This window comes from Yersinia aldovae 670-83, from assembly GCF_000834395.1.
Lineage (GTDB): Bacteria > Pseudomonadota > Gammaproteobacteria > Enterobacterales > Enterobacteriaceae > Yersinia > Yersinia aldovae.
The window spans coordinates 146,589-170,977 of record NZ_CP009781.1 but is presented as its reverse complement, the minus strand read 5'-3'; the positions used below and the strand labels follow the sequence as shown (position 1 = coordinate 170,977).

Sequence of the window (24,389 nt, the reverse complement as noted above, 5' to 3'; positions counted from 1 at the left end):
ACATACCAACCATTGGGAGTAAAGACAGCTTAGCGCCAAAAGTGAATATTACTGCCGTAACTGTGATTTAGTTGATGGTAAGCTGGATTTGGTAACTCCAAGTTAACCTTGGATGCTTTACTGAGAGGTGCTCGAATGCGCTCATCGGAAAGATTCCGCTGCCCTTAATTAAAAAGTGTTTAGACTTCTCTGTCGATGTAGATAATTATTTGGGTATTTCGCCTGCTTAGAGACTTTGCAACATGCATACAATGCTTGAATTTAGTGTGCCATTACATGATGACTTATGCAGCCCGAGAGATAACAACGACAGCGGTTAATCTGGTAGAAGCTGAATCGACATAGCTCAAACAATAGCTCGTTTCTACCAGTAGACTCGGACAAGATTTTTATATGAACAGGTCCCCCCAATAGCTCTCACTTCCGCTCAAGTAGGAAAGTATGGCACATAGCACGAAGCCCCTTTCGGGGCTTCTTTTAGTATGCTTTAAGCTGTGGCTTCTTTGGCTGAGACGATAGCTTTGAAGGGCGCTTCACCTTCAAACTCTCGCCGACGTAACGACCATCGACGACTTTAATCTCACCTGTAGCCAGCTTATTTTTAACGTCACGTCCTGCCGCTACCTGGAGTCGCTTGCCCATATCAAGAGAGAGACAATCAGTTGAAGTGATGTGAAGATCAATAACTTTCAGTTGTAACGACATAACCTCTACCTCCTGTTACTACATCACTAAATGCTTGCCAGCCTTCGAATAGCATTGAGAATAGTTTACTTTTCTCATGACCATTGATACCAAGCGCTCGGCTATAAATGTCTACTAAATCAGTACCACGTAACTGAGACAGGTCTGGTGCAGCAGAAAAAACATATGCTCCTGCGTTACACACAGTATAATGCTCAAGAATTGTACTTGTAACGTTGTATAGTGTCCTGCCCCCCATGACTCCAGGGTGCTGAATATGCTGAAAACCTTTAAAATCCATAGAAGAAGGATCGACTTCATCAAAAATAACACCCCAAACCCCGTTATTCGGGAATCTGAACGCAGGGTCTACTCTTAGAATATCAATCCCCTTTCGTGTTAAATCGCCCATCGTTTCAATTTCTTCAAAACCAACTGCATAAAGCGTGCTGCCGATGGCAAATTGCCGATAAACCATCCCATCACCAAATTGGTTATTGAATGGTTGCAACCATTGGTATTGGTTATTCACATAGCCTCCTTGCTCCAAAAAGCGACTGTCATTCAACCAGATGTAACCTATGTTAACAACTTTGTTTCAGAGGCATCACTAAGCACTTAAATTCAAAGAAATACCCTAAATAATTCAATACTATGTAGGTATTGAATCGCTGGTTTTAGTTACCCTCAGAACACTTCTGTTTTCTGGCTATCGCTGACTTGGATATTCCTTTCTCATAGTGTTGTCCAATCGGGTTATAATCTTCTGTGCAGTTGGCCTTTCCAGGCGGCCACGACATGCTACGGGTAGTAGCAGACTAGAAGCGATTATTCACATTGTGATCTGTCCATCGCAGGAAAGGACGTTACTCACCTTTGTAGCAATAAAGCCGTTGTGCGCGAGAGCTAAATAATCGCATCCAATTGCCAATAAGCTATGCTGTTCCACTGATTGATACAGTATGTTGGCCTTTCTGATGAATGCTCTCGTGTGGCTCTGCTTCAGAATGTAAAATCAACCGTACAATCCAGGATTCACGCTCGGGAAAATAGTCTTTAGCTGAGACTAAATCTTGTTGTGGGACAGAATGCCTGACGAATAGAAATTGTTAATAAATTGACATTATAGAAGGGATACAGTTGTGTTGAAAAAGCTGGTAACAGGGCAGTTAAGTTTGCCGATGACATTCTGGGGGTGGGGTTTTTGTGGTGGCCTGTTTATCGGTCTAATTGGTATGGTCGGTGTACATACAGGCCACACAGCAATAGTGCCGTTATCATACATAATTAAAACAGTTCTGTTCGGTGCTGTACTTTCCGGTATTACGTTCATCCTTCGTCGAAAAATCACTGTGTTTGGTGCGCTTGCATTTTTTGTCGTCTTGATTCAGGTAATTATGAGCATCGTAATGATTATAGGGCTTTCTTCATTGCTGTTTAAATAATCGACACGAAAAGGAAAAAACTGCTCACCAGAGAAGTTGTCTGCGGATTTGGAATGCCTGTTGCCACCCAGAGCATCGCCTGATGGCAAGTCCGTACAAAAATCATCGCGAACAGAGAACGCTCATTTCTGTCTGCTTAGTGCCACAGCGGACGTTTAAGCATTGTGCTATGTTAATTTACGGGGATCAGGTCAGTCGTGTGCTTTCTCTTTCAAGCCTGAGCAAATATGGTTTATCCCTATGGGATTTTAGTAACTCGATACTACGAAACCTGCGAGGCGAACTAATCACCTATGTAATGAAAATAAGGGTGTAAAGGAAATGGATCTTAGTGGGTATAGTTTCGAGCAGAAACTTTCCGATCTTCTTCTGCCGAATAAAGAATTTTACGTTACCGTAAATGCTGCATACTTTAACACTGGCGGTGTGTACGTTCTGCGGAGTTTTGACAATGCGGGGCAAGTGCTGACCATACCGAGAGTATTAGGTGATGACCATAATGGGATTTTGTACATCGGCAAGGCTAAACTATTTTGTCATCGCACAGGCGACCTTGCACGTTCTTTTAGCTTTCAGTATCGGCAGAGTAAGCACCAGACCGGGCAGCGTTATTGGAGCGATGAACGATACCAAAAACGTTACCCGTATGAGCATCTAAGAATGTTTATGTGGGTTAGTGATTATCCCACCGAACTCGAACAGTCATTCTTTCAGAACTACCTTACAAAATTTGGCGAGACTCCCCCGCTTAACAGAGTGTAGATGAAGGACGTACTTCATCTTAGTAGATAATGTGTATCGACTCAGATTTGGTATGACACTGTTGCTGCACAGAGCAATCCCCTAATCTGAGCAGCAGTGTGCCAACAGCGGACCTTGACGCTATAAATTTACCTGCCTGATTTTTTCTTGAAAATTGAACGGTACCCGTGTGCGGTATTTGGCTCCTTTGGCAAATCAACGCCCTCGTGAAAATCGCTGATCAAGTCTTTTCTCCGGATTTCATCGAACAAGAACTGATTTTCTGGCACACCAGCAGCATACCCGGGCCGGGCAATGACATATCTTGCGTTAAACGCATCACAGGTTAGGATATAGCACGAAAGATGTCGCTGAGCCATTCCCCTAACCTGCCACTTAGTACCTAAGTTCTGGCCCTTTATAAACCGCTGGGCATGAGCTCTGGAGAGGAACAAGAAAGCTGTCATGATTTCGTTCTTCGCGTCGATGTGTCCGAATGGTGAATACTCCTCAGTATCAAAAATAGTCCAGAAAGGCTGACCTATCGTGTCTTCATCGGGAATAACCACATTTGTCAGTCTTCGAGAAAGAAGATTGCCAATGGAGGGCAACTCAGAGTAATCCATGAGTGTAACGTTATTTTGTTCAGCAAATTCGCGCGCTCCTTTCTGAAAACCACCTGAAGATACGATAATCCCATGGCTTAGGCAGCATTGGTGTATCTTGGCATGAAAGGCTAATACGCTATCTCGCTCCAGTGGCCGGGAGCGGTTCTTGCACTCTACAGCAACGCGATGGCGTATACCTGCCATCTCAAATTCATAATAAACGTCTATCTGATAGCTGCTGCCTTCTCTACCCGAAATCTGCACATTACGGGCTACCATGGTTTTGTTACCTTGAATATTGAGCAGTTGCTGATAGACGCCCTGAACATGCGATTCCAGATCCTGCCATTTTTCAGGTGGTGGTGAGGTGGGGGACTTACTGAGCAAATCTACTAAGGCTTTCATGGAGGGACGAGTCATGCTGGTTTCTTAAGAGATTGTTAAGGATTTCAGATATAACTATACACTGTGACCTTCTCCCCGTTGATTGATACTTGGCAATACTAGTAATATTCATGGCTATTCATTTGCCAACGTCCACTTAGTGCCAAGAGCAGACATCGTAAAAAGCTAAGCATATTGATTACTTAGTAACTATTCAGAATCACGAAAAGCACATTAAAGATTGGCGCGGGGTATCACTAGAGCTTACTGTTGCTATCATGATTTCTGCCAAGCAATCGAGGAAAACAATGGCACGTCGAGTTGAGCTGAGGGGCATAGCCAATGCTCTTAATGAGAGCTTTGTAAGCCGTAACAACGATTTCAAAGGATTCTGGACTATTGGCCAGTTAAAGTTATTAGCTATTAATAACAACCTCAGCACTATGGGGTTTTTCCTTACTCCTCCTAAGAGTGCCCCCCACTGTAATCTGAGACATTATGTTGTACTCCACTATGCAGCCATGCTCGCGCGTTTGTTAAGAAAGCAACAAATCCCTGATTTTTGGATAAGTGAAGCTAGCATTACGATCGACTTTAACGTTAATGCTGAACACGAACATTTGAATGAATGCTCAACATCAGGTGAATCTTTTAAGTGCCATTGTCAGATAATTGATGACACGGGTCGCAGTTACTCTTCCGTCGTTTATGGTAGGTGCCAGGCTCACTCATCTGTGAAAGAATTAAAATCGACTCGAAAACTAACTGTGTAAAAAATCTGTTGAACTTCCGTTCTTCGCTCACAGTGGACCCCCAGCCCAGTTAATTTGTCCGTTTCGTGCCAACAGCGGACGTTAACCGTTCCGGAAGAATACAAATTCCGTGTACCACTATACTCCGAAGAAAGGTTTCTTCTTCATCTGCTGGAATTTCTATCAGAACGCGAATATGGCTATTAGGTTCACAACTTTGGTACGTAATCGAATTCGTATGATAAATGCACCGCTATGTAAGACTGATAAGGGATCAATATGTTAACCGTATGGGGTCGAAAAACATCTTCGAATGTACAGGCATTGATGTGGTGCATTGGAGAAATGGAGCTGCCGTATGTAAGGCACGATATAGGGCATACATACGGGGGGACTGATACAGATTTCTTCTTTTCGTTAAACCCAAATCGAACAGTTCCGGTTCTACAGGATGGTTCGGCTCTTCCACTGTGGGAAACAGGCGCAATTCTCCGCTATCTGGCAAATTCCTACGGTTTGAAAAGCTTCTGGCCTACAGATGCACTGAAAAAGGCGAATGTTGATCGCTGGGCTGAGTGGTCAAAAATTAATGTTGCGATGGCATTCACCGCGCCTGTGTTCTGGCGTGTTGTACGCACACCTGAGAAACAACGTGACGAAAATGAGATAAGAGATGCTATGGCAAATTTGGAGAAAAATCTTTCTGTCGCAGAAGTGCAGCTCGGAAAGAATCGTTTTCTAGCTGGCGATGACTTTACCCTGGCCGACATACAACTTGGCCATGTTTTATACCGCTATTACGACATCAACGTGATTCGACGACCTTTGCCCGCTTTGCTCTCTTATTATGAGCGACTTTCCTCCCGTCCTGCCTTCCGGGAGCACGTCATCGTATCTTATGAAGAGCTTCGAGCTTAGGTCGCGGCTGGAAAAGTCATGATTAAATCGTCACAGACCCATAGTCATATTTGAGGCTTTTAAAAAGGTTTAATCGAGATGATGAGCATGATGCGCAAACCTCCGCTCCTAGCTCTTAGCGGACTGCCAGATTGATCCGCACCTTGCTACAGAACACTGTCACAACAGATCTGAGCTAATACCGTTTTCCAGTATCAGCCACTATCAGATTTATGTGTCCACTCATCCATTTCTAACCTGGCACCGGCCATAATCAGGCAGGCATCCACGAAAGTTTCAGCCATCATAAGTTTTAGTCTAATCTTCCCCTCAGAACACTTCTGTTTTCTGGCTATTGCTGATTTTGATATTCCTTTCTTATAGTGTTGTTCAATCAGGTCATAATCTTCTGTGCGACCGGCCTTTTTCAGTCGGCCTATGGCGGCATCAACTAGCAGGCCATCATTGTCGCAACACGACAGCCGTGGTTTGGCAGTATTGGGCAAAAGCCCTTTAAAACCCGCTGCGATAGGCGAATAATCAAGCTCATTCTCTACATTAGCCGCCCACCCGCCCCAGCGCTCAAGCACTAGCTGAATATCTCTCACACAGCCACCTCTTCCGTTATCAGCCCCCACAAGAAGTCAGCATGCTGAGTTTGGGTAAAACCCGTCATGGTAACAGCCCCCGCAGTTCCTTCTCGCTCACCTGCTCCAGGGCTTTGGCCCAAATCCCTTTCCACTCGATGAATGCAGAGGTTTCATTCATGCGCCCCAATCCTCGAGCCATCGAAATAGCGGCTTCCTCCACGGCATTCTGTGGCTTCCCTGAATGACTCACCAGTCGTTCGAACGCATCCTGGCGAGCAACGGTATCAATTTTTAGCACCTTTGGCAGGTCATTGGCGCGCAACTCCTTGACAGACAAATAGCATTTTTCAGTAATCAGATAATCGAAACTCTTACGTCGCCACATTTTGCCAGAGACAGGATCGGGGCGTTCCTCGAGCATCCAACGACAGTTTTTGGCGATATAACGCAGATAGGCGGCCCACCTCCCCTGACTGAGGTCATATTTTTCCCAAAGTGCGTATAACTTGGTTCTGCGATCTTCCGTCATGTCCAGCACTCGAGGCATTTCGGGCAAAGTGGCGTGGTAAGCCTCGAGCACTTCGAGGTAGTCAATTTTTAACGAATCAACTGGCTGCGGGTCGGTTGCCGCAGGCGACTGACCAACAGTCTTTTTGATCTGTATGTTACGATCTGTGTAGTGATCTGCATAAAGATAGGATTCGGCTTCTTGGCCGTTTCCATCCGGCAATTCTGCCATTTCCATTCGGCTACTTAGCCGTTTCCATTCGGCAGTTCTGCCGAATCCAACGGGTCGTCATGCTGCTCTGGCGCGGGGATGTCACCATTCCCATTCGGCAATACTGCCGAATCCAACTTCCCACGTTGCCCTTCCGATTCGGCTTCCTGGCCATTTCCATTCGGTAGTTCAGTCGGAACCAACGCTTGCGGAAATATCTTGGTGATAAGCGCACTACCATTAAGCCGCCAGTGCTTCTTTGGCACGCCATTCACTTTACGCGTTGTGCTCTCAATAACGCCCGGCAAGTAGTTTTGTATTATCTTTTTTGATGCCTTACGGACTTGATCTGCGGTAACGCCACGGATCTCGCTGGCCAACTCTTCATAATCTTTATAAAACCAGCCATCATCCAGGCTAGAGGGTATACCGGACCAGTACACCAGTTGGTTCAAGATAGCCCCCAACATATGGGACTGCTGATCACTCTTGAAAAAATCCAAATACGGGACAGGTATGACAATGACATTCTTCTGACCCGCCAGGGACTGAACCACATCAAATATTCTGTTCATAAATATATCCGTGTAAAGTTCTTCCTAAAGCGCCTGAGCGATATTGAGCATTGATGCTCATAATCATCCCGACGATAAATAACCATCCCTGTTGAACAGTTATAAGCAATAACGTGAACACGGATGCCCCGACGATCCTTGTAATACCTATTGAGTAATTTAATCGGCTCCATTATATTTTCCCCTTAAGTGCTGCTCGCGCAGGAAGGGCAATGTCTTTTATAAACGGCTTTAGATAAAAGTCTTATTCCCTCAATAACCTGAATGAGTTCATGAACGCACTGGTCGAATTTAATCTCTTCAATATGATCAAGTTCACCATCAGCGGTGTACTCAATAAATTTTTGATGCAATTCACCGTACTTTGCGGCAAACATTAAAAAGCGTTCATGCAGCTCTTCATCATGAATTTGAACGATATTGGGTAATATCACCATCACAGCACCCGCGCGCTTGCACATCGCTTCGGTAATATCAGTACGTCCCGTTATAGATTCGAGTTGAACGGCCATGCCGAGTGGTATAGCTTGCCCGTTGTGCTGGCGAACGCGGTTTCGAAGGGCATTATCGGTGCCGTTGTGGGCAAGTTGCTGTGCAACTCCTTCATACCCACCCGCAGTTGAAGTGATCAGTTTATGTATAGCGGCGGTGATATCGGGCTGTGTTGGAAAGTCCCTGTTATCCACAATATAGCTCCCTGCTTAGTGGTGATATTAATTCAAATGATCTGTTTAAATCTTCCTGGAAAATGATCTTTCCGATAGATATCTGGCCTCAACAAATATGGATGAATTCCTGTTTTCTCAGCCCAGCGGATTACCTTTTCAGCAGGCGTTCTTCTATGCCCATTTACGATATCGCCGAGAGCTTTTTCGTACCTGATTGATTCACCAAGTTGGATGCAAAGACCCTTTAGGGTTAAAGAATGAGTTGTTTTATAATTCAATAAAGGAGTCATTTTTCGCCTCTTATGGTCGCGTATCTCGGAGTGAGTATTGTTAGCGACTCCGAGAAAGTCAACACATAACAATTCCGCAATATGCGACCATTAGACAATGCGATCAGGAAGGATATAAATCATGCAATGGTATGAACGAGCAAGAGACAGAGCATCTCAACTTAAGCTATCTCACGAATCTATTGCAGAGCGTATTGGTAGAGGCAGGTCTACCGTTAGTGGCTGGATGAGCGGAGATAGAGAACCAAAGCTAGAAGAGATCTCGATGCTATCTAAGGTATTAGGAGTGCCGGCTCAGTGGCTTTTCTTTGGCGATATTAACGATTATAACTCCGCCCCTAAATCTACATATAGTGATGAAATTCAGGTTCCTATATGGAATATTAACGGTAAAACTAACAAGTTAGTTACAGTACCATCTGATGTGAGTATTCATGCCAAGGCATATATACTTCAAAAAGATAGTGGGTGTGGAATAGCTCCTGCAGGCACCCTATTAGTTATAGATCACAATATAAAACCTGAGACCAAAGACTATGTTTTTGCTGAAGTAAATGCCGAATTTTCTTTATTTCATTTTTTAGAGGTTGCAGGCAAATGTTTTCTTAGTGTTGATGATCACCGATTACCTCTCATTGAAATAAATGAAGATGTAAAAATTATGGGCGTATTGGTTTTTCTCAGCCGAAAACTTAAGTATTGAGTTTGAGTTTGTTCTGCCTGTGGAGATTGCTTAACACAGGCAGTCCTTACATAAATTCCTGCTTTAATCCTTTTAAGTTCAAACATAATAATTACCTTCCATTGGCTTTGAATCAAAATAAACAATATAAAAAATTGATATTTATCAATTAAAAATCAACTTCACTATTTTTATATCCTATTATTCTCAATATAAGTAAATAGATTTAAAATCCTCTTGCTCCGCAATTAGCGACATGCAATAGTTCTTCAAAGTGAGGAGCGTCGCAAATCTAAGAGTACATATAATGAAAATATAAATAAGCGTATCAGTAAGCGAATTATCTTAACCGAATTGATATGAACGACAATTAATACTAACAACTTGACGCTAGCAAAAATAACCAGCACCACAAGGGCGTGAATCCCCCCATTAAGGAGATGATGAATGGAAAGCGATAATATTATTAGATTGGTTATCGAATTTGATAGAAATAAATTTTTCGTTAATCGGGAGAGCGACGGGAGTGTTGATGGAACCTTCACTCCCGCCACGAAAGTAACGGCCAAAGACCCTATGAACCAGACGCCTTCAGCCAGAGAAGATAATCAAGAGAGGCTGCGTGAACTTTGGACGTCAGTTCAAATGACCGCAGAATTAAATTTACTCAAGCTCAGCTTACTCAGGTTTCAGGGGAAGGACTGCCAGAAACAGCATCTTCGGGCAGTGTCCAATCTTTCATCTCTGTTGCAAGTACAAGGCGAATATCTGATTTCTTCATGGCGCGGCACTGATTAATCGTCCACCCATACTTTCGGCAAAGATACAGATATGTTCCATTGTTGTTGCTGTCATTTTAGCGGCTGTACCTGTACTTCAATCAACCACCACCAGGGAGAGTGAAGAAACTGTTTTAGCAGGCCTGCCGCCCTTTTTACGCAGTTTAATAAAAAGCGAATGGAGGAAATATTAATGTCATATTTATCATTTTAATTATCAGCACCTTTTAATATCAAACTTGAAATGTTTATTAATAGATATAAACAACAATTAATTAAATTATTAATTGTATCCATTCAAATACCCCAATGATGGGTATTAGGCGAACTGTTAGCTAAAAACCGTATGGAGTCTATTTATGACAGGTATTACTACGTTTTCTGGACTTAACTTTACTTATTTAAATCCGACACTTCAGAGTATTTGTATTGAAGATATCACTCAATCCTTATCCCATGAGTGCTGTTTTGCCGGACATCTTTCCGCATTCTACTCAGTAGCCCAACATTCATTGTTACTCAGTCAACTGGTTCCTCCTGAATATGCACTGGAGGCACTCCTGCATGACGCGTCGGCGGCCTATTGCAGAGATATCCCCTCCCCGCTCAAACAGTTATTACCAGACTATCAAATCGTTGAGAGCCTGGTTGATACCGCGATCCGTAAGAAATTTGCTCTCCCGTCAGAGAAGTCTGACGTAGTGGATTTTTATCACCTGATCATGCTGGCAACCGAAATTAAGGAATTAGATATCCGGGACGGCAAAACCAGGCCGATGCTAACCGGCATTCCGGTAAAAAACATGGCGATATCCCCCATGTTGCCCTCTCAAGTCCGCGGTGCATTCCTTGCGCGCTTCAATGAACTGGCAGAAGGAGCAGCGGTATGCCCATGAAAATGACACCTGAACAAGCCGCAGCGCGTGCAGCAGGTAAAAGGACCTATATCGGAACGCCTTGCACTCGCGGCCATCATGTTCGATACGCCATCAGTGGCGCTTGTGTTGAATGCAGGGTCGCGTCGGACTCACGCTATACCGCCCAAAAAGATCCGACCAATTTTACTCATCGCGTCTTTGTACTCGGGGATCCCACCAGAGTAACCGCAGTATGAATATCGGCCATTTGATGACGCTATTTATTCAGGAAAGAACCTATGAAGCGATCTTATAAAAATCTTGAAACTGAACATAACGCAGCACTCAATACCTTCACACAAATTGCCGAGGCACTGGGTCGTCACCCCCCAGTCACCAGTGACACTCTTTCTCTGATACATAAGTTGGTGGCTGAAAATGCCACATTAAAAATATTCATTACTGATGAGTGTTGGGTTCCCGATCTTGAACACCACAGTTTTATCGATGCTGTTCAGCTGATACCGAAAACTCCAGCCACCAGCGAAGTGATAAATGGTTACCGGGCACAGGGTGTTGAGGCGTTTGCCAGCGAGATGGCCGCGTCGAATGCCAAATGTGCTCAGGGCTGCATTTCGAACAGAAAAGCATCACATTATGGCAAAACCGCAAACCTGGCCAGAACCTTTGCCGCACAATTACGTTCGGGCCAATACCCCACATGTAAAGATCAGCGACCATATAACACGTCCTGTCACGTTCGAATAGGAACTCCTGGTCGCAATAATTTAAGGAGGTAGCATCATGATTAATTATCGTTGTGAAGCGTGCCAGAAGTTAAAACTATCCTCAGTTGATTACCGGGACGCTAACCAGTTTGTTGAAACGAATGAACCCAAATGTGGTGATGTCTATAGCCCGACAGTGAATGACATTCACTGGAACGGTGGTCTGAAAATGGGTGTTAAATATATCCTTTATCCACAGAGATATAGTGACATCTTTAACACAGGACGTAATGCAAGCTTACGCGGTGAATTCGATGTGATAAACGAATTAGGCCAGCGCCATTATATCTCGGCATCTTGCTGCATTAAACGGGGTATTGGCCTGTTTTTAAGACTGATAACGGTTGCCAATGCGACACCGTTGGAGGTCTCTTCAGCCTTATCGAGCGCACTGACCAACAGCTACCAATGCGGTTCTGAACCTAATGGTGAAGAGTATGACTGAAACGATTACCGTATGTCGTATAACTATCCCCGATCAAGGCGAGCTTGCGTGCTTCTGGGCGCTATTCAGTGCGGCAGGTGATGTGGGGCGCTGGGAGCCGGAACCGACAGAATATCTTCGTCAGCGAGTTAATAATCAAAATATCAGTGATGAAGAAAAAGCCTTTATCGGCTTAGCCTGGGGTTGTCTGGTGCTTAATCACAGTGGTTTTGGCCGTTTAATAGCGGCTTTTGTATCTATCAGCACAACTTCCAGGACGACGCCAAAGACTACGTTTATCCCTCTCCCAGAATACTTCAGTTGGCCGAAGATACTGCGCTGATGGTAGTTTATGCCGAAGCATATGAAGAGAGTAAAGCCAGGATTAATGCAGCAACATAGGTGGCCAAAACAGTATAAATAACTGTCATCTGATGACATTAGTAACTCAAGGAAGGAGTAATGAAAAACATGGAAGAGTTGAAAAAAGCAACCCAACTAGCTACCCCAGGTCCCTGGTCGGTGCAAAACAGTTATCCACAGATGGTCGTCAGCGACACAATAAAGTGGACTCACTGTGATGGCACAGGGAACCCGGAATTCACGCTACCTGAATGGGTATGTAACGTTGGCAATAACGAAGCTAACGCAAACTTTATTTGCCTGGCTAACCCAACAGCGGTGCTTGAGCTGATAAAGCAAGTGGAAACACTCGAAGAAGAAAAACACCATTGGTACAACCTGGCCAAAGCTGCAGCAACGGTGGAAAACGACGCGGGATCGGGTCGTGAGGTGGTTAATTTGCTTATTGATATCATCATCAGGCTGGAGGCTCGAGCTAAATCAGCTGAAGCGAAATTGGATTCGATGGAATGGGCTAAAACAAAGCATCAGACCCAATAAACAGCCGTCAGATAACTCAGCAACGGCCTGTGCACAACAGGCCTTTAATGGACTAAATACGATGAACGAGCAAAATAGGAAATTATTAACTCGCGTTGAATTGGAACAGATCACCGGATTTGTTCAACCTAGAAAACAATGTGAACGCTTACGCGAAAATGGCATTTTTTTTATCGTGCGTAAAGATGGCAGGCCCAGCACGACCTGGGGACATATAGAATATCCACTGTCATCGCGTCAGCTCATTCAGGTGGCGTCTGATGAACAACCTGATTATGACGCTATCTGATGGCTCGCCCACGCAAAAACCCCGCTGACAACTGGATGCCGCCTCGTGTTCGAAAAGGCAGGTCAGCCTATGAGTTCAGGGCCATCGATGGTGGAACAATCCGACTTTGCAGTTTTGGATCCAGCCAGGCCGATGTATGGATAGCCTACGAGAAATTAATGGTCAGCCAGAAAAGTGACACGACATTCACTGGCCTCATTAAAGAGTTTTTGGTGTCAGGCGATTTCTGTGATTTGGCGAGTGAAACACAAAAAGACTATCGCAAATACTCATCAAAAATAATCGCTGTATTTGGAAAAATGTCATCCAACAGTATAAAACCCGAGCATATTCGAACGTACATGGATAAACGGGGGATAAAAAGTCGGATTCAAGCCAACAGAGAAAAATCTTTCATGTCGAGAGTCTTCCGCTGGGGGTACGAACGCGGAAAAGTAAAATTGAATCCTTGCACGGGTGTAAAGCAGTTTAAGGAGGTCAGTAGAGAGCGATATATTACTGATGAAGAATATAGTGCTGTCTATGTTTTCGCCTCTGACGTTGTCCGCATCGCCATGGAAATAGCCTATCTGTGTCTCGCAAGACAAGCTGACGTCCTTTCGTTACGCCGTGACCAAATTAAAGAAGCGGGGCTATATATCAGGCAAGGAAAAACGGGAGTAAAGCAAATTAAGGCATGGACAGGACGATTGCAGAATGCGATTGCGCTGGCCGGTACCCTTCCCTTGAAACCAGGAATAAGTAGCGTTTATCTCATCCATCAAAGAAGTGGAATTCGGTACACCCGTGATGGTTTTAATAGCCAGTGGCGTAAAGCCAGAAAAGCGGCAAAGGAGTCACACCCTGAATTGGATTTCAATTTCACCTTCCACGATTTGAAAGCCAAAGGTATCTCTGATCTCACCGGGACTCTCTACGACAAACAGGTTATTTCGGGACATAAAAATGCCTCGCAAACGGCAAGGTATGACAGAAAAGTCACGGTAGTGCCAGTCGTCGGAGGGCAAGAGGAAGAGCAATAACATGATGAAACTGAATGGTGAAACCACCACTGAAGGGCAGGAATATGGTGAAAACCAATGGTGAAGTAATGGTGAAATAAGATTTGGATCACAAAAAAACCGCCTCTCGGCGGTTAACGACGTACTCATACTACTTTGTTTTACTTAGAATATTTTCCATGGTGCCCGGGGCGGGACTTGAACCCGCACAGCCATAAGCCGAGGGATTTTAAATCCCTTGTGTCTACCGATTTCACCACCCGGGCTCTGGAAAACTGGAGGCGCGTCCCGGAGTCGAACCGAGGTAGACGGATTTGCAATCCGTAGCATGGCCACTCTGCCAACGCGCCTTATTCTTCTTTGCCTTTACAGCTGAGGTCCGCTAATTGCCAACCTACTAATTTGGAGCGGGAAACGAGACTCGAACTCGCGACCCCGACCTTGGCAAGGTCGTGCTCTACCAACTGAGCTATTCCCGCAACATCAGAACTTACTGATTCTTTTGTTATCTTTCGACATTTCGTTGCTGCCGTCTGATGCGTTGCATTCTACTTACCTGACGCAATGAGTCAATAAAATTATCTGACTTATTCGTTCGTTTGCTGCTTTTTACGTCGCTTCGATCAAGGTTCGAGCAAATCATTCCAGGCCGCGTTCAAATATTGGAACATTGACCAGAATGTTAGCACTGCTGCGATGTAAAGCAGAACAAAACTGGCAAGCTCAATGTTATGGTCTGGACGCCAGAGTAACCCAACCAAAGACCCCATCTGAGCTGTCGTTTTTACTTTACCGATCCATGAAACCGCAACACTACTGCGTTTTCCGATTTCAGCCATCCACTCCCGGAGTGATGAAATGATAATCTCACGGGCGATCATCGTGGCTGCCGGTAATGTAATCCACCAGACATGGTAATGCTCGGCGACCAATACTAACGCAATGGCCACCATAACTTTATCCGCAACAGGGTCAAGAAAAGCCCCGAAACGGGTTGTTTGCTTCCAGCGACGAGCTAAAAAGCCATCAAACCAATCAGTTGCTGCTGCAAACACGAATATGATGGCACAAACCATCGGAGCCCAAACGAACGGCAGATAAAATGCCAGAACGAAGAATGGGATGAGTACAACACGGAACAAGGTAAGCCAAGTCGGTATATTCAATTGCATAATGCTACGATAACTATCTGGCTGGTGTGGATATTATGAGTATGGTGCAACATTAGCTTCAGTGTTTCAATGCATTGTAGATTTTTTCTGCCAATGCTTGTGAAATACTCGGCACTTTTGCAATTTCCTCGACGCTCGCATTAAGTAAAGGTTGTAGTCCGCCCATATATTTCAGCAAAATTTGTCGCCGTTTAGGGCCAACCCCTTCAATCATTTCTAATGCACTGGTATTTTTTACTTTCGAACGGCGCTGTCTATGCCCGGTTATTGCATGATTATGCGAATCATCACGAATATGCTGAATCAAGTGCAGTGCTGGTGAATCAGGAGGTAATGAAAAACCTTCCCCTTCAGCTGCCAGGAACAACGTTTCCAGTCCCGCTTTACGATCACTGCCTTTCGCCACCCCAACCAGTAGGGGTTTTTGCTTATCCCACGATACATTAAGTGAAGCAAAAACATCAAAAGCCTGGGACAACTGCCCCTTCCCACCGTCAATAAAAATGACATCAGGAATTTTGCTGCTATCTAATGCCTTACCATACCGACGTTTAAGTACCTGTGACATGGCAGCATAATCATCACCGGGCGTTATGCCACTAATATTGTAGCGCCTATATTCAGAACGTACAGGACCATTAGCATCAAATACGACACAAGATGCAACTGTTTGCTCACCCATTGTATGGCTGATATCAAAACATTCCATACGATTAATTTCATCAAGCTTAAGAATTTTGGCCAGTTCTTTCATGCGTTGATGAATAGTAGATTGTTGCGATAAACGAGTTACAAGAGCCGTTGAAGCGTTGGTGCGCGCAAGTTTGAGATACCGAGCGCGATCACCACGCGGGCGACTTTGAATCTGAATTTTCCGCCCTGCCAGCTCAGAAAGAGAGGTTGCCAACAGCTCTTTCTCTGCCAGAGTGAAATCCAATAGAATTTCACCCGGTAACGTACGTATCTGACTTCCTTGCAGGTAAAACTGCCCGACAAATGTTTGCACGACTTCGTTTAACTCCGTACCAGCAGGTACTTTAGGATAATAGCTACGACTACCTAAAACCTTTCCTTGTCTGATAAATAGGACATGAACACAGGCTAAACCCGCATCAAATGCCACACCAATAACGTCAAGGTCTTCACTATCACCGGAAACAAATTGCTGCTCAGTAACCCGCCGTACTGCCTGGATCTGATCGCGAATATGCGCCGCATCTTCAAAGTGAAGCAATCGGCTGGCTTCCTCCATGCGAGAAATTAGCTGCGTCAAAACTTGCTGATCTTTGCCCAACAGGAATAGGCGAACATAATCTACCTGCCGTTGGTACTCCTCATCGCTCACCAACCCTGACACGCATGGCCCGGAACAACGGCCAATCTGATATTGCAGGCAAGGCCGCGAACGATTGCGATAAACGCTATTTTCACACTGCCTGACCGGAAAAAGCCTTTGCAATAATGCTAAGGTTTCGCGTACAGCATAGGAATTAGGAAATGGGCCGAAATACTCCCCTTTCTCATGTTTTGCACCACGATGGATAGTTAGGCGTGGGTGAGCATCCGCACTTAAAAAAATAAGCGGATAGGACTTATCATCACGTAACAGCACATTGTAACGTGGCTGATAAAGCTTGATATAGTTATGCTCAAGCAGCAATGCTTCCGTTTCGGTATGAGTGACTGTAACGTCAATCTGAGCAATATTCTTAACTAGTGTCTCTGTTTTACGGCTCGCAACCTGCACGCGAAAATAGCTGGTCAGACGTTTTTTGAGATCTTTTGCTTTACCGACGTAAATAACTGTTCCCGCCTTATCGTACATACGATAAACACCAGGCTGGCTAGTAACAGTTTTTAAAAACTCTTTAGAATCAAAACAATCAGTCACTATTAGATAACGTCTCCGCGTTGAACAGGCCATGACGAATCGCCAAATGGGTCAGTTCAACATCACCACTAATATTAAGCTTGCTAAACATCCGGTAGCGATAGCTGTTAACCGTTTTCGGGCTCAAATGAAGTTGTTCTGATATCTCATTTACCTTTTGTCCTTTGGTTATCATTAGCATAATTTGCAGCTCGCGCTCTGACAAGCAGCTAAAAGGCGTTTCGGCGGGCGGTTCTAACTGACCAAGCGCCATCTGCTGCGCGATATCCGAAGCAATATAGCGTTGCCCTGAATGAACCGCACGGATAGCAGCAACCACATCTTGAGGTGCAGCACCTTTACTGAGATAACCTCCTGCACCAGCTTGCATAACCTTTGCAGGCAAGGGATTCTCGGTATGAATAGTCAGCATGATAACCTTGGTATCTGGAGAGAAACGCAAAATTTTGCGCGTCGCTTCCAGCCCGCCGATACCAGGCATATTCATATCCATCAAAACGATATCAACAACATGGCTACGACACCATTTTACCGCATCTTCACCACACTGCATCTCACCCGCTACTTTGATACCCTTGATATCTTCAAGAATGCGTCGGATCCCTGCGCGCACCAGTTCGTGGTCATCAACAAGAAGAACGCTAATCAAAGAAAATTCTCCAAAAATAAGGGAGTAACCTAATCACGCTTTGTTTACGACAATGATATTACTTGTTTTCAGCCAAAGAATGAATACAGAATAATTGCAAATTCATATCTATATAGTTTGACAGATATTATTTTTATCATCATTTTTACTATGTACATAGAAACACATGCTTATCAGCTAATGGCATGATAAAAAAGAAAAGTATTTTTAAGATTTTTCTCGGTATCACGCACTTATCTTTGCACGAAATAATGTCTTGCCAAGACTAAGTTAATTTTTTTGTAAAAAAAATACAACACATTGATACAAATAAGGATAGAACATCATAAAAATAGGAATTACTCTTGGTTTTGTATATGTGCCACTCATCATTTATTCATTTTGTAAATAAGTAATTTTTAACACAATTAGTTTATCAATAAGTACCGATATGTTTTTTATGAACAAAATTAACTTGATGAAAATACGTACATCATAAAGGTCAGGATTCATGCACTAAAATGGCCGCCTCAGGGCAATGAGGTAAAGAGTTTTAGACAAAAAATTAAAGATTCACGTTCGCAGTATCAAAGTTATCCATCACTCTATGATATAATCGTATAACTGTTTAATAACGCCGCGAATGTTTACTGCGATACTGGGTTTACTCTTATCACTTTGTTCGCAGGCCAACTACCCCTTCAGGAGAAAAAATGAGTAATCCGGACTTCACCACTTCTGCTGACCCAGAAATTTTAGCAAACGAAGTTGCATGTCTGAAGGCAACAGTAACTTTGCTGCTGAAAGCGATCGGTCAAGCCGATGCTGGGAAAGTTATCTTAAATATCGAACGTTCTATCTCTGATATTGAAGACTCTGCTCAAGCTGAAGTTTTTGCCAATACCGTTGCTCAAATTAAAAATGGCTACCGTCAATAGTTGCTAAGAGACAACATGTCATACTTTCATGCTGCCACATATGAAAATTTCACTATTTTTTATTGAAATATATCTCATCGGCAGCCTGTTTTTATGAGTGTTCAGGATAAGTATTGAGCAGCGACTTAACGCATTGTATCGCTCTGTTATGTATTGGCTTATTACCAGATGGATGTTTATATTGAGTAGAGAACAATGGTACTACCGCCGTAAGTCACGCCACATATAGAAATATTGAATCAACGGACAAGCAGTAAGATCAGTGCATGGATCGCCAGCATCGCTACTGAAAAACTAAGATTCAGATTGCTAATAGACTTTCTTCTGATTTCCTCTGAAAGTTTATCACTTACCTGAATTTTCCTGATTCTGTAAATCCAATAGCCGCCAAGAGTCACAAAAAATAGCGCCAACGATAAAGCCAATAGAGGATATCCCCACACCAAATACTCACTTAGCCCCGCTATAGCAAACCAAAGAATGGCAAATACCATGTCAACCGCCTAAATTGTTAGATAACCTTTTCAGCTATTAATGCCGTAGATACTGGCAACTGGCTACAAGACCTCTTTATGTACCCATACGCTAACACTGCCACCACTCACTGGAAATGCTGCCGTACCATTATCGTCGGTAGTAATAATAATATGCTGATTACTAAGATAATCCACAAACTCTTTATTTCTAACCCCCTCGCCAAGATTAATTGTCTTTTTATTCTCTGCACCATTTGAAAGAATGACGACACAACCAGATTCCTCTTCCGTACCAGAACGAACAAAAGCAATACAATTCTTGTCATCAAAATAGTCTGTTTGCGCCCCATGAGCAAAGCGCTGTCTGGCTTGAATTAACTTCTCCAGCCCGGCAATAATCGGCATTTCGATTTGATGAGTATTACCATCATCCCCTGTATCTTCATAGGTTGCACCAAAAAGATCAGGATAAAAAACGCACGGAATCCCTTGTTCCCGAATTAAAATTAATGCATAAGCTAAGGGTTTAAACCACGGTTCAACGGGTGCTTCTAACGCTTGTAATGGCTGAGTATCGTGATTAGCCACTAGCGTTATGCTATGAAACGGGTCCACCTCAACTAATGTGTCATTGAATATTTGAGTCAGATCATATTCCTCGCCTTGCTTCGAGGCTTCATGAAATTTGTGATGCAAAGCAACATCAAATAACATCAGCTTGCCTTCTACTTGGTCAATATATTGCTGCAATCTCCCTATATCCGGTGACCAATACTCGGCAATAATCAGTAAATTCTGATCGGTCTTACTCTGTATATAATCTACCCACTCTTTGAAAAACCAAGCGGGAATATGTTTCACTGCATCCAAACGAAAACCATCGATCGGTACAGAATCTAATAGCCATTCGGCCCAATATTTTAGCTCGCCCGAAACGGCCGTGTTACGAAACTCAATATCAGCGCCCATCAGATAGTCAAAATTCCCTAATTCGTCATCAACTTCTGTATTCCAACCTTCATGACTATAATCATTTAAAATCTTAAAAACCCCTTCATCTGATGGTGCTTCAATACAATCAATACCGGTAAAACATTTATGATCCCAAATAAAAGATGAATATGTCCCCTTACGTCCAGGAAAAGTAAAGCGCGTATAGCCTAAAGCTTCGATAACTTCATCATCTATTTCATTACGATTTTCAGGATTAACTTTACGAACACTCACTTGCTCTTTTTCATCAGCACCCATCTTATGATTGAATACGACATCAAAGAGAACCTTTATATCTCTTTCTTTCAAATGATGAATAGCATTCAATAACCCTTCCTTATCACCGTATTTAGTTGCTTTCGTTCCTTTTTGATCAAATTCACCCAGATCGAACAAGTCATAGGTATCATATCCTACAGAATAACCACCGGAAGCCCCTTTATAGGCCGGTGGCAGCCAGACAAAGTTGATGCCAATATGACTAAGATGTTCTGCGCGTTCACTAACCTCGTGCCATAACTTACCGCCGTCAGGATAGTACCAATGGAAGAACTGGATAATTGTGGGATTCTTCATAGACTTAATAGCTCCAATTTACCATATACCCCATAGTATGGCCCACTTTGCAAAAGTTGAACTATCAATAAGTAATATGCCGTGTTTTATTTTTTATATTACGTTAATGTGAATACAGACATTTACCTCTAGAACCTGGCGATTGAAATGAATATTATGGATATACCATTTGGCATCACTGATTGGGACGAAATAGAAAAAATAGAACATCAAGGAGAGAAAGGAATAGCCTATTGGAGAACCAGAACTTTTGGTAACATCCGTGTCAGAATGGTTGAATACAGCGCGGGATATATTGCTAACCACTGGTGTTTAAAGGGACATATTCTGCTGTGTATGTCAGGCGAGTTAAGCACAGAACTCGATGATGGCCGTATTTTTATATTAAAAAGCGGTATGAGTTATCAAGTTGCAGATAATGCTGAAGCACATCGTTCCTCGACAGTTTCCGGCGCTAAACTCTTTATTGTTGATTAAGATAATATTCACAGCAGCTAGCCGCCATCTAAGACTGTTAGCTGATAAGTAGTCTACTTACTCCCCTTCTGACCCCGTCGTGTTATTGAATAGCATTGTAGAAATGTTAAACTAGAATTGCTCTTTATTAGAACAACAGTCAAGCGTTTCAAAGGATAAAATGAATGGCACAAAATATTTATGATAATAAAATTTTCTTTGCTGGCTATGCCAAACTCAATCGCTCAGTACATGGTCTGGATGGTGCTCCTGAATGGCCGATGATTCGTAAAATGCTTCCATGCCTCGCCGGTAGGAAAGTGGTTGATCTAGGTTGTGGCTATGGATGGTTCTGTCGCTATGCAAGCAAACAAGGGGCAAGTGAAACTCTGGGGCTGGATATCTCGGAGAGAATGTTAAGCCGAGCGAAAGAATTAACCTCTGACGAATCCATTATTTATCGGCAGGAAGATTTAGAAAACTTATATTTACCGACAAAGGAATATCATTTAGCCTACAGCTCACTGACACTACATTATATCAAAGCACTACCAACCTTGTTAAAAACAATTTATCAGTCGTTAGTACCAAGCGGAAACTTTGTTTTTTCCGCAGAACATCCTATATATACTGCGCCAAAACAACCTGGCTGGTTAATCGCCAGCGATGGACAAAAATCATGGCCCATAAATAACTATCAAGTTGAAGGTGAGAGGATAACAAACTGGCTTACCGACGGTGTCGTTAAACAACACCGGACATTAGGATCCTATATAAATCTATTAATCAATACTGGGTTTATTATTACACATGTCGAGGAATGGGGGCCAACAATGCAACAAATTGCGAACTGCCCTGCTTTAGATGAGGAAAAAGAACGACCAATGATATTCTTGATATCTGCTAAGAAACCTGAATAAAAATAAACACTATATTCATTAAACCACTTAAAATTAAACATCCAAATTTAGGGAGGTTAACTCCCTGGAGATTAAATTTTACTGTTTACCTTATCGCCAGCGCACTCAGTATCACTGAAAGGTACAAGTTGCATAAAAAACCATTCTATCCAGGCTATATGACCTATAGTATAAACTGGTAAATTATCCTGCATAGGAATCTTATTATGACTGAAGAAAAGAGCAAAGAGACAACTGTCAACGAAGGTTTGGCTAAGATCCACAAAGCGTCAGGGCAGCTTACGGATAAACAAATAGAGCAGTTAGCTGAAGAGGCCAAAGAGGCCGCCAGAGAAAACATGTCAAAACAGACTCCCTCGAAACCTTAATCCAAGGGCAATAAAATGAACAATACACCTCCGGATGGATTACCGGCATACAGACTTATTACTGGGTCAGACGACGCATCATTTTGTAAACGTGTATCGGAACAATTACAAATTGGCTATGTGCTATATGGCTCACCGTCAATCGCTTATGACGCAGAAAAAAAGGTCATCATCACAGCACAAGCGATCATTTGGCCAGATATCTGAGTGTTAGCTTTCCAGTAATAATTCGTTATTGCCCGGATAATGGTGACATCGACTTCATGTCAGTGACTGATATTATCAGATAAATACGGTTACTCACATAAACACTACAGCTACACACGTCTGCGCGCAAAACGGTAAAAATGCACTGATTAACTGCACTCTGGCTTAGTCTATATTTAAATATATTATGAATCATATCGTTAATTACAATTCAAATATCAAACTCACTCAAGTTTAGCGCCCTTTTTTCTTACGTCCAGGCTGAGCAAAGCGCTTGCGAGACGCAGAAATCCCGTCAGATTTTTCGGCCTTTTTGGGACCACTAGTGCTCGGTTTTTTAACTGCAACGGGCTTCGCCTGCGTTTTTTTTACCGGTTTTTCGTCGGATGACGAGTTCTCAATCAGCTTAAATAATTCGATTAGCTCATCATCCAGCAAATCTCGCCACTCACCCTGTGGCAGGCCTTTCAGGGTAACGTTCATAATGCGGGTGCGTTCAAGTTTAGTGACTTCATAGCCAAAATGTTTACACATGCGGCGAATTTGACGATTGAGGCCTTGTACCAACGTAATATTAAATACAAAGGGTGCGACTTTCTTCACTTTGCACTTTTTTGTCACCGTCCCCATCATCGGCACGCCAGCCGCCAGGCCGACAATAAACTCGTCAGTCACCGGCTTGTTGACAGTCACTACATACTCTTTTTCGTGATCATTCCCTGCTCGCAGGATCTTGTTGACCAAATCGCCGTGATTAGTCAGAAGAATTAGCCCCTGCGAGTCTTTATCCAAACGCCCGATAGGAAAGACTCGTTTACTATGGTTAACGAAATCTACGATGTTATCGGATTCACCCTCTTCCGTGGTGCTTATAATACCAACCGGTTTATTCAGCGCGATCAATACCAAATCATTTTCGTCACGTGGTTCAATAAGCTGACCGTTAACTTTCACCACATTCCCGACATATACCTGATCGCCAACCGCGGCCCGTTTGCCGTTAATAAAAACATTTCCTTGTTCGATGTAACGATCAGCATCGCGACGAGAACAGATGCCGCTCTCGCTAATGTACTTGTTAAGGCGAATGGATGAGTTGGTCAGCATGATTTTTCCGTAAAAATAGGATTATACCACGTTAGATTACCAAGCCTGTAGTTTTGAGGGAACGACTTAGGAAACTCAATTGAGAGTTCTTTTTTCACCTGTCATCCGTGTGAGCGCTATAGGAAAATTAGCACCTAAAATAAGAAAAATGGTAGTTGACGCAAATAAGATTTAGGAGGCTGGATTTAAAAGAGTCCAAATAGTTACAACTTAAGACATACATGAGAGGACGGGCGAATTCAATCCAGAATGACTATTTCTGCATTATAAAAAAGGGGAGGATGGGAAAGTATTGAAATGGTGAGAAGGTATGCACACCTTTCACCAATTCATTTAACTCAACATGCGAAACAAATAGACGGAATATTAAATCTTAATGGCACGAATATGGCACGAGAATATAATCAAGATATATTTAATGCGATCTAAGTGATTGATTTTGTTGGTGGGTCGTGCAGGGTTCGAACCTGCGACCAATTGATTAAGAGTCAACTGCTCTACCAACTGAGCTAACGACCCAACGGGGATAATTATTCTCCTGTTAGCCCCTGCTGTCAAACCTTTCATCGGATTTTTATTTTT

32 protein-coding genes, 4 tRNA genes and 1 pseudogene are annotated in these 24,389 nt (G+C 43.2%); 19 read left to right on the top strand and 18 right to left on the bottom strand.

Annotated features, from left to right (window positions below; genetic code table 11):
• Positions 1-477 precede the first annotated feature (477 nt).
• A complete protein-coding gene (locus tag AT01_RS00815; RefSeq protein ID WP_042545702.1) occupies positions 478-705 on the bottom strand; it encodes a hypothetical protein in 228 nt (75 codons plus the stop codon).
• The gene (locus AT01_RS00810; RefSeq protein ID WP_042545701.1) at positions 680-1,216 is read right to left on the bottom strand and encodes a hypothetical protein; all 537 of its coding nucleotides are present in this window, start codon (positions 1,214-1,216) and stop codon (positions 680-682) included. The genes AT01_RS00815 and AT01_RS00810 overlap by 26 nt, the downstream gene beginning before the upstream one ends.
• Before the next feature lie 610 nt (positions 1,217-1,826).
• Between AT01_RS00810 and AT01_RS00805 the strand changes: the two genes are divergently transcribed.
• Positions 1,827-2,129, top strand: a complete 303-nt coding sequence (locus AT01_RS00805; protein ID WP_042545700.1) for a hypothetical protein — start codon at positions 1,827-1,829, stop codon at positions 2,127-2,129.
• Between the two features lie 321 nt (positions 2,130-2,450).
• Positions 2,451-2,891, top strand: coding sequence for a hypothetical protein (locus AT01_RS00800; protein ID WP_042545699.1), 441 nt, complete (start codon positions 2,451-2,453; stop codon positions 2,889-2,891).
• A 128-nt stretch (positions 2,892-3,019) separates the two neighbouring features.
• On the opposite strand, the gene AT01_RS00795 is transcribed toward AT01_RS00800, so the two are convergent.
• The gene (locus AT01_RS00795) at positions 3,020-3,898 is read right to left on the bottom strand and encodes a restriction endonuclease (RefSeq protein ID WP_042545698.1); all 879 of its coding nucleotides are present in this window, start codon (positions 3,896-3,898) and stop codon (positions 3,020-3,022) included.
• Between the two features lie 995 nt (positions 3,899-4,893).
• On the opposite strand from AT01_RS00795, the gene AT01_RS00785 reads away from it, so the two are divergent.
• Positions 4,894-5,532, top strand: a complete 639-nt coding sequence (locus AT01_RS00785; protein ID WP_042545696.1) for a glutathione S-transferase family protein — start codon at positions 4,894-4,896, stop codon at positions 5,530-5,532.
• A gap of 194 nt (positions 5,533-5,726) precedes the next feature.
• Here AT01_RS00785 and AT01_RS00780 read toward each other — a convergent pair whose 3' ends face one another.
• From AT01_RS00780 to AT01_RS00765, 5 genes are all read right to left on the bottom strand, one after another.
• Positions 5,727-6,119, bottom strand: a complete 393-nt coding sequence (locus AT01_RS00780; protein ID WP_042545695.1) for an antiterminator Q family protein — start codon at positions 6,117-6,119, stop codon at positions 5,727-5,729.
• A 64-nt stretch (positions 6,120-6,183) separates the two neighbouring features.
• Complete coding sequence (locus AT01_RS00775; RefSeq protein ID WP_042548439.1) at positions 6,184-6,846, bottom strand: hypothetical protein; 663 nt, start codon at positions 6,844-6,846, stop codon at positions 6,184-6,186.
• Between the two features lie 8 nt (positions 6,847-6,854).
• Entirely contained in the window at positions 6,855-7,394 is a 540-nt protein-coding gene (locus tag AT01_RS00770; RefSeq protein ID WP_200889094.1) for a hypothetical protein, read from the bottom strand.
• Positions 7,391-7,567, bottom strand: a complete 177-nt coding sequence (locus tag AT01_RS20340; protein WP_071841464.1) for a DUF4222 domain-containing protein — start codon at positions 7,565-7,567, stop codon at positions 7,391-7,393. The genes AT01_RS00770 and AT01_RS20340 overlap by 4 nt, the downstream gene beginning before the upstream one ends.
• A gap of 12 nt (positions 7,568-7,579) precedes the next feature.
• Complete coding sequence (locus AT01_RS00765) at positions 7,580-8,080, bottom strand: YmfL family putative regulatory protein (RefSeq protein ID WP_042545694.1); 501 nt, start codon at positions 8,078-8,080, stop codon at positions 7,580-7,582.
• Between the two features lie 393 nt (positions 8,081-8,473).
• Between AT01_RS00765 and AT01_RS00755 the strand changes: the two genes are divergently transcribed.
• The 10 genes from AT01_RS00755 (at position 8,474) to AT01_RS00710 (ending at position 14,096) form a co-directional block, all read left to right on the top strand.
• The gene (locus AT01_RS00755; protein WP_042545692.1) at positions 8,474-9,055 is read left to right on the top strand and encodes a helix-turn-helix domain-containing protein; all 582 of its coding nucleotides are present in this window, start codon (positions 8,474-8,476) and stop codon (positions 9,053-9,055) included.
• A gap of 426 nt (positions 9,056-9,481) precedes the next feature.
• Positions 9,482-9,832: a hypothetical protein gene (locus AT01_RS21495; protein ID WP_042545691.1), complete on the top strand. Its 351-nt coding sequence runs from the start codon at positions 9,482-9,484 to the stop codon at positions 9,830-9,832.
• Positions 9,833-10,172: 340 nt separating this feature from the next.
• Complete coding sequence (locus AT01_RS00745) at positions 10,173-10,709, top strand: hypothetical protein (protein ID WP_042545690.1); 537 nt, start codon at positions 10,173-10,175, stop codon at positions 10,707-10,709.
• Entirely contained in the window at positions 10,700-10,927 is a 228-nt protein-coding gene (locus AT01_RS00740) for a hypothetical protein (RefSeq protein WP_052489929.1), read from the top strand. Before AT01_RS00745 ends, AT01_RS00740 begins: the two co-directional genes overlap by 10 nt.
• A 42-nt stretch (positions 10,928-10,969) precedes the next feature.
• Complete coding sequence (locus tag AT01_RS00735) at positions 10,970-11,470, top strand: hypothetical protein (protein ID WP_042545689.1); 501 nt, start codon at positions 10,970-10,972, stop codon at positions 11,468-11,470.
• A gap of 4 nt (positions 11,471-11,474) precedes the next feature.
• Complete coding sequence (locus tag AT01_RS00730) at positions 11,475-11,903, top strand: hypothetical protein (protein WP_042545688.1); 429 nt, start codon at positions 11,475-11,477, stop codon at positions 11,901-11,903.
• Positions 11,896-12,225, top strand: a complete 330-nt coding sequence (locus AT01_RS00725) for a hypothetical protein (RefSeq protein ID WP_042545687.1) — start codon at positions 11,896-11,898, stop codon at positions 12,223-12,225. The genes AT01_RS00730 and AT01_RS00725 overlap by 8 nt, the downstream gene beginning before the upstream one ends.
• A gap of 119 nt (positions 12,226-12,344) precedes the next feature.
• A complete protein-coding gene (locus AT01_RS00720) occupies positions 12,345-12,785 on the top strand; it encodes a hypothetical protein (protein WP_042545686.1) in 441 nt (146 codons plus the stop codon).
• Positions 12,786-12,846: 61 nt separating this feature from the next.
• Positions 12,847-13,074 carry a DUF4224 domain-containing protein gene (locus tag AT01_RS00715; protein ID WP_042545685.1) on the top strand — a complete coding sequence of 76 codons (228 nt, stop codon included), beginning with the start codon at positions 12,847-12,849 and terminating at the stop codon, positions 13,072-13,074.
• On the top strand, positions 13,074-14,096 hold the full coding sequence (locus AT01_RS00710) for a tyrosine-type recombinase/integrase (RefSeq protein WP_042545684.1): 1,023 nt from the start codon (positions 13,074-13,076) through the stop codon (positions 14,094-14,096). Before AT01_RS00715 ends, AT01_RS00710 begins: the two co-directional genes overlap by 1 nt.
• Positions 14,097-14,255: 159 nt before the next feature.
• On the opposite strand, the gene AT01_RS00705 is transcribed toward AT01_RS00710, so the two are convergent.
• From AT01_RS00705 to uvrY, 6 genes are all read right to left on the bottom strand, one after another.
• A tRNA-Leu gene (locus tag AT01_RS00705) sits at positions 14,256-14,341 on the bottom strand.
• A gap of 10 nt (positions 14,342-14,351) precedes the next feature.
• Positions 14,352-14,425, bottom strand: a tRNA-Cys gene (locus AT01_RS00700).
• Between the two features lie 53 nt (positions 14,426-14,478).
• Positions 14,479-14,554: transfer RNA gene (locus tag AT01_RS00695), tRNA-Gly, on the bottom strand.
• Between the two features lie 144 nt (positions 14,555-14,698).
• A complete protein-coding gene (gene pgsA / locus AT01_RS00690) occupies positions 14,699-15,247 on the bottom strand; it encodes a CDP-diacylglycerol--glycerol-3-phosphate 3-phosphatidyltransferase (protein WP_005189490.1) in 549 nt (182 codons plus the stop codon).
• Positions 15,248-15,305: 58 nt separating this feature from the next.
• Positions 15,306-17,138, bottom strand: coding sequence for an excinuclease ABC subunit UvrC (gene uvrC / locus AT01_RS00685; protein ID WP_042545683.1), 1,833 nt, complete (start codon positions 17,136-17,138; stop codon positions 15,306-15,308).
• Positions 17,131-17,787, bottom strand: a complete 657-nt coding sequence (gene uvrY, locus AT01_RS00680) for a UvrY/SirA/GacA family response regulator transcription factor (protein WP_042545682.1) — start codon at positions 17,785-17,787, stop codon at positions 17,131-17,133. The genes uvrC and uvrY overlap by 8 nt, the downstream gene beginning before the upstream one ends.
• A gap of 692 nt (positions 17,788-18,479) precedes the next feature.
• On the opposite strand from uvrY, the gene AT01_RS00675 reads away from it, so the two are divergent.
• Positions 18,480-18,704 (top strand): DUF2594 family protein, encoded by a 225-nt coding sequence (locus AT01_RS00675; protein WP_004705471.1) that lies wholly within the window; start codon positions 18,480-18,482, stop codon positions 18,702-18,704.
• Between the two features lie 239 nt (positions 18,705-18,943).
• Here AT01_RS00675 and AT01_RS00670 read toward each other — a convergent pair whose 3' ends face one another.
• Both AT01_RS00670 and amyA read right to left on the bottom strand, forming a co-directional pair.
• The gene (locus AT01_RS00670) at positions 18,944-19,198 is read right to left on the bottom strand and encodes a hypothetical protein (protein ID WP_042545681.1); all 255 of its coding nucleotides are present in this window, start codon (positions 19,196-19,198) and stop codon (positions 18,944-18,946) included.
• Between the two features lie 63 nt (positions 19,199-19,261).
• Positions 19,262-20,749 (bottom strand): alpha-amylase, encoded by a 1,488-nt coding sequence (gene amyA, locus AT01_RS00665; RefSeq protein ID WP_042545680.1) that lies wholly within the window; start codon positions 20,747-20,749, stop codon positions 19,262-19,264.
• A gap of 147 nt (positions 20,750-20,896) precedes the next feature.
• On the opposite strand from amyA, the gene AT01_RS00660 reads away from it, so the two are divergent.
• From AT01_RS00660 to AT01_RS00650, 4 genes are all read left to right on the top strand, one after another.
• Positions 20,897-21,226, top strand: a complete 330-nt coding sequence (locus tag AT01_RS00660) for a DHCW motif cupin fold protein (protein ID WP_042545679.1) — start codon at positions 20,897-20,899, stop codon at positions 21,224-21,226.
• Between the two features lie 164 nt (positions 21,227-21,390).
• On the top strand, positions 21,391-22,125 hold the full coding sequence (locus tag AT01_RS00655; RefSeq protein ID WP_042545678.1) for a class I SAM-dependent methyltransferase: 735 nt from the start codon (positions 21,391-21,393) through the stop codon (positions 22,123-22,125).
• A 206-nt stretch (positions 22,126-22,331) separates the two neighbouring features.
• Positions 22,332-22,493: a hypothetical protein gene (locus AT01_RS22015; RefSeq protein WP_167335162.1), complete on the top strand. Its 162-nt coding sequence runs from the start codon at positions 22,332-22,334 to the stop codon at positions 22,491-22,493.
• A 15-nt stretch (positions 22,494-22,508) separates the two neighbouring features.
• Positions 22,509-22,700 (top strand): DUF1737 domain-containing protein, encoded by a 192-nt coding sequence (locus AT01_RS00650; protein WP_042545677.1) that lies wholly within the window; start codon positions 22,509-22,511, stop codon positions 22,698-22,700.
• 234 nt (positions 22,701-22,934) lie between these two features.
• On the opposite strand, the gene rluF is transcribed toward AT01_RS00650, so the two are convergent.
• A complete protein-coding gene (gene rluF, locus AT01_RS00645) occupies positions 22,935-23,807 on the bottom strand; it encodes a 23S rRNA pseudouridine(2604) synthase RluF (RefSeq protein WP_042545676.1) in 873 nt (290 codons plus the stop codon).
• Positions 23,808-24,083: 276 nt separating this feature from the next.
• On the opposite strand from rluF, the pseudogene AT01_RS22530 reads away from it, so the two are divergent.
• Positions 24,084-24,236, top strand: a pseudogene (locus tag AT01_RS22530) (integrase); the annotation flags it as partial.
• A gap of 14 nt (positions 24,237-24,250) precedes the next feature.
• Here AT01_RS22530 and AT01_RS00640 read toward each other — a convergent pair.
• Positions 24,251-24,326, bottom strand: a tRNA-Lys gene (locus tag AT01_RS00640).
• Positions 24,327-24,389 lie beyond the last annotated feature (63 nt).